This window comes from Pseudoalteromonas sp. GutCa3 (genome assembly GCF_002836155.1).
In the GTDB taxonomy this organism is placed as follows: Bacteria; Pseudomonadota; Gammaproteobacteria; order Enterobacterales; family Alteromonadaceae; genus Pseudoalteromonas; species Pseudoalteromonas arctica.
Window position 1 is genome coordinate 48618 of record NZ_PJBK01000014.1, and the last position, 16371, is coordinate 64988.

Genomic DNA, 16371 nt, shown 5'->3' on the forward strand with positions numbered 1-16371 from the left:
ATGTTTTGCTAAATTATTAACTTAACGCTGAAAAACTACTTTGGCTCGCTGGCGATGTAGCCATTTGATAAAAGTTAGCAATACGCCCCGCCCGTGCCTCAACATCGGCATCACGTGTTTGCTCATCACTTTTAGCTGTTTTTGTATCGTTGCTTTCATCGCTAGAGAATGAAGCTTCAAGCTTACTTTTTGCGTCTTCGTCGTCTTCTTTTTCAGGTTGTGCAAGCTCAGCTTGAGCCGCTGCTAGCTTTTGCGTAGCATCTGCGGCAATAGAGCGATCAGCTCCCGAAGGCTCTGCAGGCGCTAATGCGGCAGCGCGTACCGTTTGCATTTTGTCTATAGTCGCTTGCGGATCATTGGGAACTTCAGATACATCTATTTGTACTTCTCCGCCAACTGCGTAGTTAGTACCATCTGGGCCACGTTGATACTCATAGCTTGGCGAGCCAGCATGTTGCCCACCTACAGAAGCGTGCGCTTGCTCGTGTATTCGTACTTCAGTATCTCGTGCTTTTAGCTCTGTAATTTGTTGTTGTTCTAATTGCAGCTCTTCTTGCTCAGATTCTTTTTTCTCAATTCCTTCACTTTCTTCCTCAGAGCCCTCAGGGTTTTCTGAGTTTCCATCGCGCTGCTGAACTGACTTTTCGTCTGCTATTTTCCCCGTTGCGTTATACGTCGCACCATCGCTACTGCCTGGTAATTTTGCTTTTTCAGAATCACTTTGCGCTTTGGTTTCTGTATTGCTTGCGCTACTAGATGCGGGAGCAGGAATAACTTCGCGTAGTTGGTTGTCACGCCGTGCAGTTTCCGTATAAACATTTGCAGTGTTTATATTGATAGAAGGAAATGGCGTGACAATATTCATAATACTAAACTTTAATATCGATTAACGTGCCAAGTACATCATCGGCCGTTTGAATTGATTGCGTATTTGCCTTGGCATTAAACTCTTCAACTTTTAAGTTAACAAGTGCTTCATCAACACGAGCAGGCTGTGCTACAGGTGCAGTAATAGCTTCTTCAGGGCGTGCTGCTGTAAGCTGACGTTGCTGCGCTAATTGCGCGTCATCTTGCTGTTCTATACTGGCACGGTTAATCTCAGCACTGGCTTTTTCAATACCTTGGCTAGCTCGATTAAACCCTTCTACACCACTATTAAATACAGATCCGATTGGCATATTAAAACCTCCACCAAATAAACATTGTTTAATTATCGCTCAGGTTCTGCTCAAAATAAAGCTTTAAACAGCGCTATTCTTAGCTCTATTTTAAAGCATTGATTTAACGACAGATAAAAACTCACTTTTATGAGAAATAAATGGCGCGTGCGACGCTTTATCTAGCACTTCGTATTCAAACTCAGTATTTAGTACTGACATTTCACTAATTGCTTTATAAGGCACTAAGGCATCAAGTCGGCCAAATACTCCTTTGATAGGTACTGGGCAATGAGCAAATAAATCACGTAAATCGTCGTTTTGTAAAATATCTAAACCAGCACTCAGGGCGTCGCTTTGTGGTGCGCTGTACTGATTTAGTAATTGTTTAAGCAGCTTTATATCATCACGCGCCGACTCGCTACCCATCGCTTGAATAGCTAAGAAGCGCTCTATTGTTTTTTCTCGATGATTAACTAACTGCTCTTTAAACTGCGCCAATACATTCGCTTTTATTCCGGGCCAATTATCTGCCTCCGCAAAAAAAGGAGTCGATGCAATTAAAATAACTTTTGATACTTTTTCAGGCCAATGCTTAGCAATATAAAGTGCAAATAATCCACCTAACGACCACCCCATTAAAATGGTCTTCGGCTTTAACTGCTTACTTAAAGTTTCTGCTGCATCATGCAAAGTATAAGGGCTTGGGCAAACATGGCTATTACCAAACCCAGGTAGGTCAAGGCTACGTACACTTCCTGAATATAAAAACTCAAGTTCTGGCTGTACTAACTGCCATACGCCCTGATTCATTCCCCAACCATGTAATAACACTAACTCATTTTGCATATTTGCCTAACCTTTACCAAACTTAGGCTCATCATAACGTTTAAAAAGGCGATTGCAATGCAAGGAGCGAGTCAGTGAAACAAGCCGTTTTAAATTGGTTATTTCCCTCTTATTGCGTGCAATGTCAAAATACGATTACGACCTCTTTAGGGCTTTGTGATTATTGCCTTGAAGATTTACCATTGTTTGATTTTAGTAAGCATAAGAATTTACTGCATCGACCCGATATTGTTGAGATGTTTCCTAATTGCGAGTTTGATAAATTATTTGCCTGTGCTTTTTATCAACCTCCCTTTGAACATTGGCTTAAAAGGCTAAAATTTAATAATCAAATTCATTATAAAAAGGCATTGCAGCAAGTTATACAAAAACAATTAACGCAGTTTTTTGAGCAAAGCCCTACTTTGCCAGATACCTTTATTATTTTACCTCTTCATAAAAGCCGATTCATTACTCGCGGGTTTAATCAGGTAAGCCAAGTTTGGCAACCATGTTTAGCTAATTACGCATCAGTGAGTAACGTACTTATTCGCGATAAAAAAACACAAGCCCAGTCGGAGCTATCTAAAGCAAAGCGTATTAAAAACTTAAAAAATGCCTTTATTTGTACAGAGGATATGGGCGGTAAAACAGTCGCTATTGTTGATGATGTGATGACGACAGGGGCAACATTAAACGCAGCTACTAGTGCACTAAAACAAGCAGGCGCTAAACAAGTGTGGGCTTTTACAACTTGCTTAACGCCTATTTAATTATTAAAAAGTATTATACCAATCCGCAATAATACTTAATCATTTTACGGGGCTAAACGTGTCGCTACCTGTGTTAAAAAATTCTCATTTACGACTGCATGGATGCAGAAGGTAGAGCAATGCAGGAGCAATTGCCGAGAACAACTAAATAGCGAATTTTTTGCCTAGCTATCAACACGTTTTTCCATCCTCAAAATAGATCACTTAATTTAAGCGAATTAGTATTATTCGCCATTTGCACGAAACGTATGGCCAAAAAATAAAGCGTTGCTTAGTAGTCGACTAGTCCCATACCAGTAACCTCTAAATACAGGGTCATCGGTCATGCCTATTACTGTACCTCGCCCGTATGAGTGAGCAATTAAGCCTGCGCCGCCAGCAACTTGCTCAACATTAACGGCATCGGTAAAGCCTGCCAATAATGGATTTTTAGTGTAGGTAAGTATATTTACGAACGGAGCATCGGAAGCTTCTAGCAACCAAGTACTGTTTTTGAATACGGGCAATGTATTACGCTTAAGTGAAAATGTAAGCGGATGAGTTAAATCTACATTAGTATTAAAAATAGCACCTGCAATGCGTTGACGTCCTGCTAAATGATCTTTATCGCCATAACTTAAATCTGTCGTTTTAAATGCACTTGCTACATCTTGTCGTGATAGATAGCTTGCTTTGAGTAATTGCTGATCAGCTAAAAATTTAGCGCCGCCTTTGTGACCCCAAATAACGCCGCCTTTTCTTACCCAGCTTTTAATAGCAACTTTGTCGGTATCAGATAAGCTATTGTAATTGCCATGAGCAAGCACAATATGACTGTAGTCACTTAACTCGAGTGAACTAAAGCGGTTCATTTCAACAATTGTTGGTGCAACACCTACAAAGCGATCTAGGTAATACCACACTTCGCCGACTTCGTACTGGCTTGCGCCTTGCCCGCCAATAAGCAGTACTTTTGGAGCACTAACAACCGCCATTGATCGCGACCCTAAATCGGCTCCCTTGCTTGTTAAACCTGATGTAATAGGTTTGATTGCAATACCAAACTCATTTTGTGCTTTATTTAGCAAGGTAATCCAATCTGTATTTGTTTGTAGTCCAGCCGGTATAATAATACTTCCAGGTTTAAAATTAATTTCTCCTGATGTTGATTTAGCCGTTAATGCTTTTAGCGCTACACGTGCTTTTATACCTTGCTGTAATAAGCTATTTAACATTTTAGGTGCTAAATAATCATCCCACGAAAAACCAAATGCGTAACCTTCGGTGAGTGAAGAAAATGATGGGGTTGCTACTTTTTCCCATGCTTTATCAGCAACCTTTAATCCCCAACTACTTTTAACTTTAGAAAATGGCAAATTAAACGCATGCGCTAATGTCCAGCCAGATACATCGTAAAAAGTATTATCGGCAAAGTTTTTTTGCTCACTAAAAATCGCTTTTACTAAACGATATTGTGGTTGTGCTAATGGTACAAAATAGCTATGTGTACTGAAATTCTTACCATCTGCTTTTAATGATTTAGTAAGTGGGTAAGCGTTAATTTGATGCTGCTTTAACAATTCTAAAAAGTGCATAATACGGGTGTTGTCGCTTGCACCTTCAACAACATAACCTTCAAAGCTTTCATCGCTGGCTAAATCAGTAGCTTGATTGTAAAACTTAGCCTGGTAATCAAGTAATGCTTGGCGGTTATCAACTGCTGCCTTAAAGGTAGATAAACTCGTTAACAGTTGATTTTTAATAGTGAAAGGAAAGCTCAAAGGTCCATTTATAGTGTCTTGAATATGTCCACGAGAACTTGCCTGCTCAAATAAAATGCCTATGCCACCATTTACATCGGGATAGGTTGAACCTTTACCGTAATAGAAGTCATCAAAGCTTTCTTCAGTAAAATAAAGTGCATTGTTTTCATCTAAGGTTTTTGCATGATAGTTGGCAATTGCCTTTGTTAAGGTAACATTTTCATCAGGTGTTATAGGGTGCTTACGACTTGGAATACCTGGTTGAAAAAAGTAACTGCTGTTTGGACCCATCTCATGAAAGTCAGTTAAAATATTTGGTTTCCACTGATGAAATTTAGCAATACGTGCACGCGATTCAGGATGCTGTAGCAGTAGCCAATCGCGATTTAAATCAAACCAATAGTGGTTAGTACGGCTGCTAGGCCAGTTTTCAACATGCTCACGGGTTTTAGAGTCACTTGATAAATTCATGCCTCGGTTACTGTTGGCCCAATTAGCAAAACGAGCAAGCCCGTCAGGATTAAGTGAAGGGTCGAGTAAAATAACCGTGTTATTTAATAGCTCATCTATTTCAGTACCTTGTGCAGCAGCTAAATAATAAGCCACCAGCAATGATGAGTTACTACCTGATGACTCATTACCATGAACGCTATAACCCATCCATACAACGGCAGGATCGTCTTGTGCTTTACTACTGTTATTACTTAAGCGTGCTAAGTGAGCTTGGCGTGTCTGCTCTATGCTTGATAACTTATCAGCAGCAGTAATTGTTAGCATTACTAACGGGCGTTGTTCATGCGTGCGGCCAATCACCTCAAAATTTATACGGTCGCTTTTATCAGCAAGTATTTCCATATAACGTACGAGCTGATCGTGTCTCACGTGCCACTCTCCTACTTCGTAACCGAGTACTTGCTCAGGAGTAGGAATTGAAGGGTCAAATTTTACATCTTGTTCAAAATAATACGAAAGTGGCTTAGCTACACTTGAAAAGCTAAGCAACACCACCATTAATGTTAATACCAAACGCATATAAATCACTCAAAAAATGTTCGTTGTTTGCACGCTACCATTGCTTAAAATAGATGCCAACTTTTTACGCTCAACACTAGCCGCAACACGATGAGCGGAGTATGATACGCAGTATCCGAGTAATTTAGTCAAGTATAGATGGTTTTATGATTTCTATTTCCGAAACAGCGCAAGCGCATTTTGCTAAACTATTAGCAGATCAATCACAACAAACCAATATTCGTGTGTTTGTTGTAAACCCTGGTTCATCACAAGCGGAATGTGGTGTGTCTTATTGTCCAGAAGACGCTGTAGAAGCGAGCGATATTCGCCTAAACTTTAACGGTTTTGATGCCGTTGTAGATGCAGAAAGTGCTCCATTTTTAGAAGAAGCTGAAATCGATTTTGTTACCGACAAAATGGGTACTCAGTTAACGCTAAAAGCACCAAATGCAAAGGCGCGTAAAATAGGTAACGATGCATCGTTAAACGAACGTGTACAGCACATGCTAGAAACCGAAGTAAATCCACAACTTGCTAACCACGGTGGTCAAGTAAGCCTTGTTGAAATTACAGCTGCAGGTATTGCTATACTTCAGTTTGGTGGTGGTTGTAACGGTTGTTCTATGATCGATGTAACACTAAAAGAAGGCATTGAAAAAGAAATGATAGCTAAGTTTGAAGAAATCACCGGTGTTGCTGATATAACAGAGCACGAAGCGGGCGATCACTCTTACTATTAGGCCTTCTAAATGCTAAAGCAGCTTATTTATCGCTTAGGGAGCAACCCTAAGCTGAGCTTAAAGCGCTTTTTTCGCGGCTTAGCACTGTTTGTGCTAGCCGTGATATTCATATCTATTGGGTATTACACTCACTACAGCTTACAAATAATTGGCGTTATAATTTTACTCCCCGCATTATTTTTTGCCGGTTGGGGCTACTGCGGTATTTTTGCTAATCGTTTTTCACAAGTTTTAAAAGATATGGGCCCTAAACACCACGACCCCGATCTCTGGAAATAAACCATTTATTTAGTTTAATCTAATAGCTGATTATTTATTTTTAAGTGGTGATATTTAATTATTAATGTAACCCCGCGCATTAACATAAAACAGCTCATAGCCAGCCATAACCCATTATTTTCCCAGTCTATAAACACCCAAAACACACCAAAAAAACCAACTCCAGCGGAAAGTATCATACTGTTACGCATGTTCTTTGCTCGCGTAAGCCCTACAAAAACACCATCAAACAAAAAGCAGCTCATGGCCAAAATAGGCAACACTATTAGCCATGGTAAATAGTGTGTTGCCTCTTGAATAACCTCTGGTACATTGGTTAAAAGCTTGATTATACCGCAGCCAAACAATGCAAAAAAAGCGCTATATAAGACGCCAAAAAGCATGCCCCAAAATACACTTATTTTAACCCAAAGCTCTATATTTTTAACGCTTCCTTGGCCTTTAGCTTGTCCTACTTTTGCCTCAGACGCGTAAGCAACGCCATCAAGAGCAAAACTCACCAACATTAGAAAGTTAAGTAAAACAGCATTAGCAGCTAATGTGGTTTCGCCTATACGCGCTGCGTAAAACGTCATAAAACTAAAGCATAATTGCAGTATTAAAGAGCGAATAAATATATCTCTATTCAAACTCAATAATTCAGCCATTTTGCTAATACTCAACCAATTCGGTACATTTAGATCAATGTCTTGTTTTTTAGCTAGTTTAACCACTAAAAACAGTGCAAATACTAAAGCCGTATAATCAGCAATAAGTGAAGCCCACGCAGCGCCTGCAACTGCCCAATCTAAATAAACAACAAAATAAATATCGAGTACTATATTAACGATATTAGTGACGAGTAATAAATAAAATGGACCTCGACCATAATGCACACCAAGCATCCAACCCAGTAACACTAAATTACACAATGCTGCTGGAGCACTAAAAATACGAATGCTAAAATATTGATACGCTTGGGTAAGTACATCGCTATTGGCGGCGGAGAGGTAAGCAATAGCGTGCTTTATTAATGGGGATAACACAATTAATAGCACAGCCACTGCGCTTGCAAGCAATAGGCTTCGTTTAAGTAAAGCGGCAAGTTGGGTTAAATCGTTTTTTCCGTATGCTTGTGCCACGAGCCCCGTGGTACTCATTCTTAAAAAACCAGCAAGCCAAAATAAAATAGATATAACTGCAGAGCCAAGGGCAATACCCGCTAAGTAATGAGCGCTTCCTAAGTGCCCAATTACAGCGGTATCAACAATTCCTAACAACGGCACTGTGATATTTGATAGTATCATCGGACCCGCTAACAACAGCAAGCTTTTATGGTGTGCCTTATTATGTATAAGAAATTGTTTCATTTAGTATTATTTATCCTCATTAGTGTATCTGTGCGGGCTCAAGCAGCCGTTATTTTACAGTATCATCATGTTAGTGAAACCCTACCCGCTGTAACGAGCGTTAGCGCCAATACATTCACTAAACATTTGAGCTATTTAAAAGAGCACAACTTTAACGTTATTCCTCTTAATGACTTAATAAGCGCACTTCAGCAAGGTGAAACCTTACCTGATAAAACTGTCGCCATCACCTTTGATGATGGTTATAACAATAACTATGAACAAGCGGCGCCTATTTTAGAAAAGTTTGGCTACCCGTACACTATCTTTGTAAATCCTAAATTAATAGACGAGGGCATGAGCTACGTAATGGGGTGGGATAAGCTCAAAGAATTATCTAAAAAAGGGGCATTAATAGCCAATCATAGCGGACAACATGATTACTTACACCTTAAGCTTGAAAACGAAACCGATGCACAATGGCAATCACGTATTAAGCAAGATATTCTTAGCTCTCAAAAGCGTATAAAAGAAGAAATAGGCCACGACTATAAATACTTAGCATACCCGTATGGTGAGTTTAATAACGAGCTGCAAGCACTTGTGACAGAGCTTGGTTTTGTGGGTATTGGTCAGCACTCCGGCGCTGTAAATAAAGACTCTAATTTTAGCCGCTTACCGCGTTTTCCTGCATCAGGCTTTTACAGCAAACTAGAAACTCTTATTACTAAGCTTAACTCACGCGCGTTTAATATCACCAATTTAACTTATCAAGATAGCGTTACACAACAAAATCCACCCACGCTCACAATTGAATTTAAAATGGGTGATTTTCATAAAAGCCAATTTGCCTGTTACGTATCAAGCGTAGGCCAAGCAGATTTAAAATGGGTAAATAAAAATACAGTCGAAATAACCTCACCAAAGGTGCTTAATAAAGGGCGTTCTCGTTTTAATTGCACGGCCCCTTCTATTTCAAGCCCTGGTGATTACTTTTGGTTTTCGCAGCCTTGGGTAATTGAAGCGCCTAAACCTTAACTGCCTGATGTAATAGTCGCTGGGTTATTTTATCCAGCGCAACTATCTCGTCCGCTGCATTTAACTCAGCGGCAGCCTTAGGCATACCCCATACCACCGATGAGTACTCATCTTGAGCCAAGGTATACGCACCGTTTTGTTTTAGTGCAAGTAACCCTTTTGCGCCATCACTCCCCATCCCTGTTAGTATGGCTGCAACTACGTTTTTAGCTCCTGTCTCAACTAATGAGTTAAACAGCACATCTACCGCAGGTTTATGTCTGTTGACCGGCTCGCCATCATCAAGCTGGCAATACAAGCTAACACCTCGCTTTTTAATACTTAAATGAAAACCACCTGGTGCTATATAAGCCCAGCCAGTGCTAAGCTTATCGCCATGTTCAGCCTCTTTCACATTTATCGTGCATGTACGATTCATTCGCTCTGCAAATGAGGCGCTAAACACAGGAGGAATATGCTGAGTAATTACAATGGGCGGGCAATTTTGTGGCATTTTAATAAGTACTTCTTTGATAGCCTCAGTACCACCCGTTGAAGCACCTATCGCAATTACTTTATTAAGTAAAAATTGAGAATGGGTATTAATAGGCTCATTTGTGACGACCGTTTTTTTATAGCTTCTTACTCTTGCTCCAGCAGCTATTCGCACCTTTTGTTGAACAAGTGATGCATATTGACTCAATTGCTCTCCTACGTTGTTAGTAGGCTTAGCTATAAAATCAATAGCCCCTAATTCGAGTGCCTCGAGTGTAATAGGAGAGCCTTTTTGGGTCAGTGTTGAAATCATCACTACTGGCATTGGTCTTAATCGCATTAAGTTTTTTAAAAAACTAATGCCATCCATTTTTGGCATTTCTACGTCGAGCGTTAATACATCAGGATTTAACTTTTTTATCATTTCGCGAGCTTCGTAGGGATCCTCAGCGCTCCCCACTACCGTAATATCTTTAGCTTGCTGTAATATTTCAGTGAGTAAACGCCTAATTAAGGGGGAGTCGTCAATTATTAATACTTTAATCATGCATACTCCTAAAACAGCTCTATATCAGTTACTACTTCTTGCTTTTTAAGGTTTTGTAAGTAACGGACTTCGCGTTTTTCAATCGTATTATTATGTAGGTTTTTAAGTTTTTTCATATGAACTTTACCGGTGTTCGGATGAAAAAATATTTTTCGTGGCCATGGTCCACCCATATCGTGGGCAACTAGATTTAATGCCTCTTCTTTAATATACGCCGCTGCAAAACTAATATTACCCAGCCCTATATCAGTCATCGCACTAATAATTTTACCCCCACCAAAAAGTTTTACTTTTAGGTTACGGCGAGACGCACCATTTTTTAAAACTTCGTTTATAAGATACTCCATAGCCCAATTACCGTACCGACAACTTAAACTATGCGCATTCTTAAGTTCTACTCCCTTTTGAATTGGTAACATAAAGTGATTCATGCCCCCAATCCCTAGTACTTCATCGTAAACACAAGCCGCAATACACGAACCCAGAACTGTAGAGATCAGCTCATTATTTTTAGAAACATAAAACTCACCCGGAAGCACTTTAGCAACAACGCTACCTCGGCCCGAGTCCCAATATCGTTTAATATGTTCAAAGTTAGGTAATACCGGCCTAAACTCTGCGTGCATTTTGTCCCTTTTCGTACATAGTTTTCCCTAAATTTTTAAATTGCGCATGCTCTTTTCCCATACTTTCTGAGTGACCTAAAAACAAATAACCTTGTTCATTTAATATATTGGCGTAACGTTTAAAAAGCTGATCTTTTGTTTCTTTATCAAAGTAAATAACAACATTACGACATAAAATAAGATCAAATGATCCTTTCATTGGCCAATCTTGCAATAAGTTTAAACGCTTGAATGAAATAGACTCTTTTAGTCTATCTTTAACTTTATAGTTTTCACCGTCTTTACTTTTTAAAAACCAACGCTTAAGTTGCACGTCATCTAAGCCGTTAACATTCGCTGCGGTGTAAATACCCTTTTGTGCTTTTGCCAATACATTAGAATCTAAATCGGTTGCTAGTATTTTTACATCCCAATTGCTTGGAAATGCATTATTTAAAGTCATCGCCAAACTGTAAGGCTCTTCTCCTGTTGAGCAACCTGCAGACCAGATTCTTACTCGCTTACTATTTTTATTTGCCTTTAAGAGAGCAGGTACAAGCTCAGATTTTATAAATTCAAAGTGGTGTATTTCACGAAAAAAAGACGTTAAGTTAGTTGTTATTGCATTAATAAAGGCATCAAACTCCTGATCTTTATGGCTATTTAAATACTCTAAATAGGCTTTAAAGTCAGTTAGTTTTCGCTCTCTAATACGTCTTGCTAAGCGTGAATAAACCATCTCTCGCTTATGCTCACCTAATACAATTCCACATGCGCTATAAACTAAACTGGCAATTTCTTTAAAGTCGCGGTCGGTACACAAAAACTCTTTCATTGTTCGCTCTCAATTTAGCCTGCCAAATAATACCTCGCTGTGATTATGTATTCAGCGAGGTATATAAGAAGATTCGTTGTTAAAATTCTTCCCATTCATCAGCAGAGTCTACAAAGTTATCGCCTCTGGGTTTATTACTTACAAAACTGCTTTGCGACTTATGAGATAATTTAGGTGTGCGCATAGTCGGCGAAATCATCGCCATCTCTTGCTGACCTATTGAGAAAAAGTTGAGTAGTTGGCGCATCTCATTAGCTTGCTCAGCCATAGACTCACCAGCGGCAGAGGCTTGCTCTACTAAGGCGGCATTTTGTTGCGTCATTTCGTCCATTTGTGAGATGGCGGTATTAACTTGTTCAATACCCGCACTTTGTTCTTCAGATGCCTCTGTAATATCAGAAATCATTTGCGTCACTCTTTGTACCGATACAACAATCTCTTTAAGTGTAGCGCCCGACTCATTAACTAATTGAGAGCCATCAGCTACTTTGCCTACACTATCTCTTATTAACTCTTTAATTTCTTTCGCTGCGCCTGCAGAGCGCTGTGCTAAATTACGAACTTCACCTGCAACAACCGCAAAGCCTCGGCCTTGTTCACCAGCCCTTGCAGCCTCTACTGCAGCATTAAGCGCTAATAAGTTAGTTTGAAATGCTATTTCGTCAATGACACCAATAATATCTGCAATTTTCTTGCTCGACTCATTAATTGCCGACATGCTCGTAACTGCTCTATTTACAACCTCACCACCTTGAATCGCCTTTTCGCATGTTTCTTCTGCTAAATCGTTTGCCACTTTTGCGTTATCAGCATTTTGGCGAACGGTGCTAGTCATCTCTTCCATGCTCGACGCTGTTTCTTCAAGTGATGAGGCTTGCTCTTCTGTACGTTGGCTTAAATCAGCATTACCTTGAGAGATTTCCTCTGCACCACTGGCTACAAGCGTTGCCGATGAATTAATACGATTAATCACTTCCGTTAACTTATCTGCCGTAGCATTAGCATCGCGTTTGAGTTTATCAAATGAGCCTTTATATTCTTTTTCAACTCGTTTTGATAAATCACCATTTGCCATCGCATCGAGCATACTGCCCGTGTCAGCAACTGCATCATCAACTATTTTAACTAAGCTATTTAGCCCTTGAGCCAAACGTAAAAAGAATCCTTCCTTGCCTTCTTCCGCGACTCTTGTATCTAATTCGCCATTACCTGCAGCGCCAATCAGCTCAGCAATTTCTTTTTCAAGCGCAACCTCATTGGTCCTATCTTCCCACTCAACAATGGTGCCTAAATGCTTTCCATCTTGGCTAATCCAAGGTGAAGCAATCAAGGTGAAAGTGACACCCGCTAAAAGTAATTCGGCTTTATGAGGCTTATCGAGATTTTTTAATAAATCGCGCTGATGATTAGGGTGCTTATGAAAATCATCAACACATGTGCCAATTAAATTATCAACAGAAAAGCTTGGTAATACAGTTTGTAATTCTTTTTCGCGGACTTTTAGCATTTTCTGAACACGATCGTTCACAAATACTATATTAAGGTCTTCATCAGCAATCATTACGTTCGCTTGGCAAACTTTAAGCGCATTTGCTAAATCGGCTGCTTTGCGAGATGCTTTTTCAAGCTCTTTTTGTTCAGTAATATCAGATGCGTATTTAATCACTTTAAACGGCTTGCCGTTCATATCATAAATTGGGTTATAAGATGCTTGAATCCAAACCTCCTGACCCTGCTTCCCTATTCTTAAATATTCCCCTGAATCAAATTCACCACGACCTAGTTTGGCCCAAAATTCTTTATATTCGATACTATTTGCATGTTCGGGGTCAATAAAAAGCCTATGGTGCTGACCTTTAATCTCGCTAAGTTGATAACCAAGTGCATTTAAAAAGTTATCATTGGCATCAATAATAGTGCCATCTAAATTAAACTCGATAACCGCTTGAGATTTACTTATAGCACTAATTTGCCCTGAAGCTTCTGCTGCTATTAACTTTTGCTCGGTCACGTCGGTGGCAAACTTAACTACTTTTAATACTTGCCCTTGCTCATCAACAATTGGGTTATAAGTTGCTTGGATCCATACCTCAGTTCCACCTTTTGCATTACGCTTAAACTCATCTGAGATAAACTCGCCATTACGCAGGCGTTGCCAAAAGTTCTTATAATCGTTGCCCTGAGCTTCATCTGGGTCAACAAACATAGAGTGATGCTGGCCTTGAACCTCTTCAAGACGATAGCCCATCGCGTTTAGAAAATTCATATTTGCAGTAATTATTTTTCCGTTAGGTTCAAACTCAATCACCGCTAATGATTTATTCAATGCGTCTACAATTAAATCATTACTTGATTTTGACTGCTTTGGATTACTAAACCATCCCATGCTCATCACCACCTTTAAGTTTATTATTCATTTAGTTTCTGTTTGCTAAATATTCATTGTTTTTTGCAGGTCAATTAGCGCTACCATTTTTTCACCAACATTCACCAACCCAGCTACATATTCACAATTATTCGATTCAGATAAACTAGGAACCGCTTTCGCATCTTGCTCCGCAATACTGTAAACATCAGAAACGGCATCAACAGCAACACCTATAATTTTACTACCTAGTTCAAATTCTATTTTGACAACGATAACCACCGTTAATGGCCCATAGTCGACACTTGGTAATCCAAAGCGCAACCGTAAATCAATAATTGGCACTATTGTTCCACGTAAATTAATAACGCCTTTTACAAATTTAGGCGCATTGGGCAGTACTGTAATTTCTTCCCAACTGCGAATTTCTTGTACTGTTAAAATATCAACGCCGTATTCTTCATCAGCCATAATAAAAGTTAAAAACTGTTTTACACCTTGCTGTTGCTGAAGATTTAATTGATTACTTAACTGGCTTTGCTCTGAGCTCATAACGCCTCCAAAGTGGCTTGCGTTTCAATCGTTAATTCTTGGCTACCTGGTTTTTTTAAACCTGAGAGCTTTATTAAGCCGCTAATGTCCACAATCAGCGATACACGCCCATCGCCTAAAATAGTGGCTCCCGATACACCATCAACTTTATGATAGTTAGCCTCTAAACTTTTAATAACAACCTGTTGTTGAGACAGTAAATCATCAACTAATAAACCCACCTTTTGGTTATCTGTTTCTACAACAACAAGCAGCGTTTTATCGAGTGATTCAATGGCATTTTTATGATTAAAAATATCGTAGAGCCTTAAAATAGGAATGTATTCGTCCCGAAGCCTCAATACATCAAGGCTTTTACCCACTCGACTCACTTTAGCAATATCAATTTGCAGAGATTCCACAATAGAAATGAGCGGGATAATATAAGTATGCTGAGCCACCTTAACTAATTGCCCATCTAAAATAGCGAGAGTAAGTGGTAATCTAATAGTAAACGTAGAACCAACACCGGCCGCTGAGGTTACCTCTACTGAGCCATTTAATGATTGAATATTTCGCTTAACTACATCCATCCCAACTCCACGACCAGATAAGTCACTTACCTCATCTACTGTCGAAAAGCCGGGCATAAAAATAAGCTCATTTATTTCATCGTCACTGAGATGGTTATCAGCTGAGATTAATTCGTTAGCGATGGCTTTTTCTTTTATTTTTTTTGTATTTAACCCCTGCCCATCATCCATTATTTCAATAACAATGTTTCCACCCTGATGAAATGCATTTAAGGTTACTGTGCCAACGGGATCTTTACCTGCCGCCAGTCTTTGCTCAACAGTCTCTAATCCATGATCAAGTGAGTTCCTCACTAAATGCACCATAGGATCGGATATTTTTTCCATTACTGTTTTATCAAGCTCGGTTTGCTCTCCAATCAACTTTAGCTCAACCTGCTTATTTAGTTTTTGCGCTATATCTCGCACTAATCGAGGAAAACGACTAAATACAAAGTTAATTGGGAGCATACGAATGCGCATCACATTTTCTTGTAAATCACGCGTATTATGGGCAAGTTGCGCTAGACCTTCTTGTAGTAAAGTAATTGTGGCTGGTGTGATTTCTTGTTCGCTGAGTTGATTTAGCATAGCTTGTGTAATAACAAGTTCCCCAACCATATTTATTAACGAATCAACTTTATCAATACCAACTCGAATGGAGGTAGACTCTGGTGTACTTGCAGGTTTTTTATCTTTATTAGCAGCGGGTTGCTTTGGCTTACTAGGTAGCTCAGCTACTTTTATTAAATCGGATGTTTCAAGCTCAACGGCTTTAGATATCTCACCTTGATTAGGTTGTATTTGCTCATCATTGCCAAATAAGCCTCCGCATAATTCAATTTTTATGTCGGCATCGTCTTCTACCCATTCAAATACTTCTTTTATGGCTTTTTCATCATGGCTAGTATCTAAAAAAAAGCGCCAATGTAAAAAGCATTCATCACTGCTCAAATCTGTAATTTCTGGAACTTCATCGTAAAATACTGTGGTTTCTAACTCACCTAGCTCTTCAAGCTCACTGATCATGTACAGTGGCTCGTTTCCTGTTTTAAATAAATGATGATGGGGTTTAAAGTCTATTTGATAGGTGTTACTACTTGTTTGCTCTTCACAGCTTTGAGGTTTATTTCCTTGTGTTTCGTTTTTCATTCCAAGTACATGTTCAAATTGTACTTTTAACGAATCTGCCTCGGTTAAATCTGGCTCTTGCTCACCTTGAAGTGCAGCAAGTAAAGCGCGCAAGCAATCCACAGCTTTGAGTAATAAATTGACATGCTCGGTACTAAGCTCTCGTTCACCTTGGCGAATTTGATCCAGTAGTGTTTCAAGTACATGAGTAAAGTCAGCAACGGAGCTAAAACCAAAAGTGCCACTGCCTCCTTTTATTGAGTGAGCAGCTCTAAAAATAGTGTTGATAGTTTCTAAATCTTCCTCACCTGGCACTAAGTTTAATAACTCAGCCTCCATGGTATCTAGGCCTTCAAAACTCTCTTCAAAGAAAACTTCAAAAAATTGACTTAAATCTATACTCACACTGCGC

The 16371-nt window shown here is 39.4% G+C and carries 15 protein-coding genes; 4 read left to right on the forward strand and 11 right to left on the reverse strand.

All coding sequences use genetic code 11. The features are described 5' to 3' along the window. Window positions 1-16: 16 nt before the first annotated feature. The 3 genes from CXF64_RS01210 to bioH form a co-directional block, all read right to left on the reverse strand. Window positions 17-865, reverse strand: coding sequence for a putative metalloprotease CJM1_0395 family protein (locus CXF64_RS01210; RefSeq protein WP_101216090.1), 849 nt, complete (start codon window positions 863-865; stop codon window positions 17-19). A gap of 4 nt (window positions 866-869) precedes the next feature. Next, the gene (locus CXF64_RS01215) at window positions 870-1178 is read right to left on the reverse strand and encodes a hypothetical protein (RefSeq protein WP_007584971.1); all 309 of its coding nucleotides are present in this window, start codon (window positions 1176-1178) and stop codon (window positions 870-872) included. Between the two features lie 90 nt (window positions 1179-1268). Next, on the reverse strand, window positions 1269-2006 hold the full coding sequence (gene bioH, locus CXF64_RS01220) for a pimeloyl-ACP methyl ester esterase BioH (protein WP_010554945.1): 738 nt from the start codon (window positions 2004-2006) through the stop codon (window positions 1269-1271). 74 nt (window positions 2007-2080) lie between these two features. Between bioH and CXF64_RS01225 the strand changes: the two genes are divergently transcribed. Continuing rightward, entirely contained in the window at window positions 2081-2758 is a 678-nt protein-coding gene (locus tag CXF64_RS01225; RefSeq protein WP_101216091.1) for a ComF family protein, read from the forward strand. Between the two features lie 224 nt (window positions 2759-2982). On the opposite strand, the gene CXF64_RS01230 is transcribed toward CXF64_RS01225, so the two are convergent. Then, window positions 2983-5532: a M14 family zinc carboxypeptidase gene (locus CXF64_RS01230; protein ID WP_101216102.1), complete on the reverse strand. Its 2550-nt coding sequence runs from the start codon at window positions 5530-5532 to the stop codon at window positions 2983-2985. 146 nt (window positions 5533-5678) lie between these two features. Between CXF64_RS01230 and nfuA the strand changes: the two genes are divergently transcribed. Further along, window positions 5679-6254 carry a Fe-S biogenesis protein NfuA gene (nfuA, locus tag CXF64_RS01235; RefSeq protein WP_007584966.1) on the forward strand — a complete coding sequence of 192 codons (576 nt, stop codon included), beginning with the start codon at window positions 5679-5681 and terminating at the stop codon, window positions 6252-6254. A gap of 9 nt (window positions 6255-6263) precedes the next feature. Continuing rightward, window positions 6264-6533: a hypothetical protein gene (locus tag CXF64_RS01240; protein WP_002959572.1), complete on the forward strand. Its 270-nt coding sequence runs from the start codon at window positions 6264-6266 to the stop codon at window positions 6531-6533. Between the two features lie 14 nt (window positions 6534-6547). Here CXF64_RS01240 and CXF64_RS01245 read toward each other — a convergent pair whose 3' ends face one another. Then, a complete protein-coding gene (locus tag CXF64_RS01245; protein ID WP_101216092.1) occupies window positions 6548-7819 on the reverse strand; it encodes an MATE family efflux transporter in 1272 nt (423 codons plus the stop codon). A gap of 42 nt (window positions 7820-7861) precedes the next feature. On the opposite strand from CXF64_RS01245, the gene CXF64_RS01250 reads away from it, so the two are divergent. After that, window positions 7862-8899, forward strand: a complete 1038-nt coding sequence (locus CXF64_RS01250) for a polysaccharide deacetylase family protein (RefSeq protein ID WP_101216103.1) — start codon at window positions 7862-7864, stop codon at window positions 8897-8899. Here the strand turns inward: CXF64_RS01250 and CXF64_RS01255 are convergent. From CXF64_RS01255 to CXF64_RS01280, 6 genes are all read right to left on the reverse strand, one after another. Continuing rightward, complete coding sequence (locus CXF64_RS01255) at window positions 8889-9920, reverse strand: protein-glutamate methylesterase/protein-glutamine glutaminase (RefSeq protein ID WP_101216093.1); 1032 nt, start codon at window positions 9918-9920, stop codon at window positions 8889-8891. The genes CXF64_RS01250 and CXF64_RS01255 overlap by 11 nt on opposite strands. Before the next feature lie 8 nt (window positions 9921-9928). Continuing rightward, on the reverse strand, window positions 9929-10546 hold the full coding sequence (gene cheD, locus CXF64_RS01260) for a chemoreceptor glutamine deamidase CheD (protein WP_007584962.1): 618 nt from the start codon (window positions 10544-10546) through the stop codon (window positions 9929-9931). After that, complete coding sequence (locus tag CXF64_RS01265) at window positions 10530-11360, reverse strand: CheR family methyltransferase (RefSeq protein WP_024608681.1); 831 nt, start codon at window positions 11358-11360, stop codon at window positions 10530-10532. Before CXF64_RS01265 ends, cheD begins: the two co-directional genes overlap by 17 nt. Before the next feature lie 79 nt (window positions 11361-11439). Continuing rightward, window positions 11440-13746: a methyl-accepting chemotaxis protein gene (locus CXF64_RS01270; protein WP_101163189.1), complete on the reverse strand. Its 2307-nt coding sequence runs from the start codon at window positions 13744-13746 to the stop codon at window positions 11440-11442. A gap of 45 nt (window positions 13747-13791) precedes the next feature. Further along, the gene (locus CXF64_RS01275; RefSeq protein ID WP_024591685.1) at window positions 13792-14277 is read right to left on the reverse strand and encodes a chemotaxis protein CheW; all 486 of its coding nucleotides are present in this window, start codon (window positions 14275-14277) and stop codon (window positions 13792-13794) included. Continuing rightward, window positions 14274-16364: a chemotaxis protein CheA gene (locus CXF64_RS01280; RefSeq protein WP_024591686.1), complete on the reverse strand. Its 2091-nt coding sequence runs from the start codon at window positions 16362-16364 to the stop codon at window positions 14274-14276. The genes CXF64_RS01275 and CXF64_RS01280 overlap by 4 nt, the downstream gene beginning before the upstream one ends. Between the last annotated feature and the right edge of the window lie 7 nt (window positions 16365-16371).

What these genes read in the sequence shown, in the direction of transcription:
- CXF64_RS01245 (WP_101216092.1), bottom strand. Translation starts at nt 7,819, where the DNA reads ATGATACTATCAAATATCACAGTGCCGTTGTTAGGAATTGTTGATACC.
- nfuA (WP_007584966.1), top strand. Translation starts at nt 5,679, where the DNA reads ATGATTTCTATTTCCGAAACAGCGCAAGCGCATTTTGCTAAACTATTA.
- CXF64_RS01270 (WP_101163189.1), bottom strand. Translation starts at nt 13,746, where the DNA reads ATGGGATGGTTTAGTAATCCAAAGCAGTCAAAATCAAGTAATGATTTA.
- CXF64_RS01215 (WP_007584971.1), bottom strand. Translation starts at nt 1,178, where the DNA reads ATGCCAATCGGATCTGTATTTAATAGTGGTGTAGAAGGGTTTAATCGA.
- CXF64_RS01230 (WP_101216102.1), bottom strand. Translation starts at nt 5,532, where the DNA reads ATGCGTTTGGTATTAACATTAATGGTGGTGTTGCTTAGCTTTTCAAGT.
- CXF64_RS01250 (WP_101216103.1), top strand. Translation starts at nt 7,862, where the DNA reads ATGTATAAGAAATTGTTTCATTTAGTATTATTTATCCTCATTAGTGTA.
- CXF64_RS01255 (WP_101216093.1), bottom strand. Translation starts at nt 9,920, where the DNA reads ATGATTAAAGTATTAATAATTGACGACTCCCCCTTAATTAGGCGTTTA.
- bioH (WP_010554945.1), bottom strand. Translation starts at nt 2,006, where the DNA reads ATGCAAAATGAGTTAGTGTTATTACATGGTTGGGGAATGAATCAGGGC.
- cheD (WP_007584962.1), bottom strand. Translation starts at nt 10,546, where the DNA reads ATGCACGCAGAGTTTAGGCCGGTATTACCTAACTTTGAACATATTAAA.
- CXF64_RS01210 (WP_101216090.1), bottom strand. Translation starts at nt 865, where the DNA reads ATGAATATTGTCACGCCATTTCCTTCTATCAATATAAACACTGCAAAT.
- CXF64_RS01240 (WP_002959572.1), top strand. Translation starts at nt 6,264, where the DNA reads ATGCTAAAGCAGCTTATTTATCGCTTAGGGAGCAACCCTAAGCTGAGC.
- CXF64_RS01275 (WP_024591685.1), bottom strand. Translation starts at nt 14,277, where the DNA reads ATGAGCTCAGAGCAAAGCCAGTTAAGTAATCAATTAAATCTTCAGCAA.
- CXF64_RS01265 (WP_024608681.1), bottom strand. Translation starts at nt 11,360, where the DNA reads ATGAAAGAGTTTTTGTGTACCGACCGCGACTTTAAAGAAATTGCCAGT.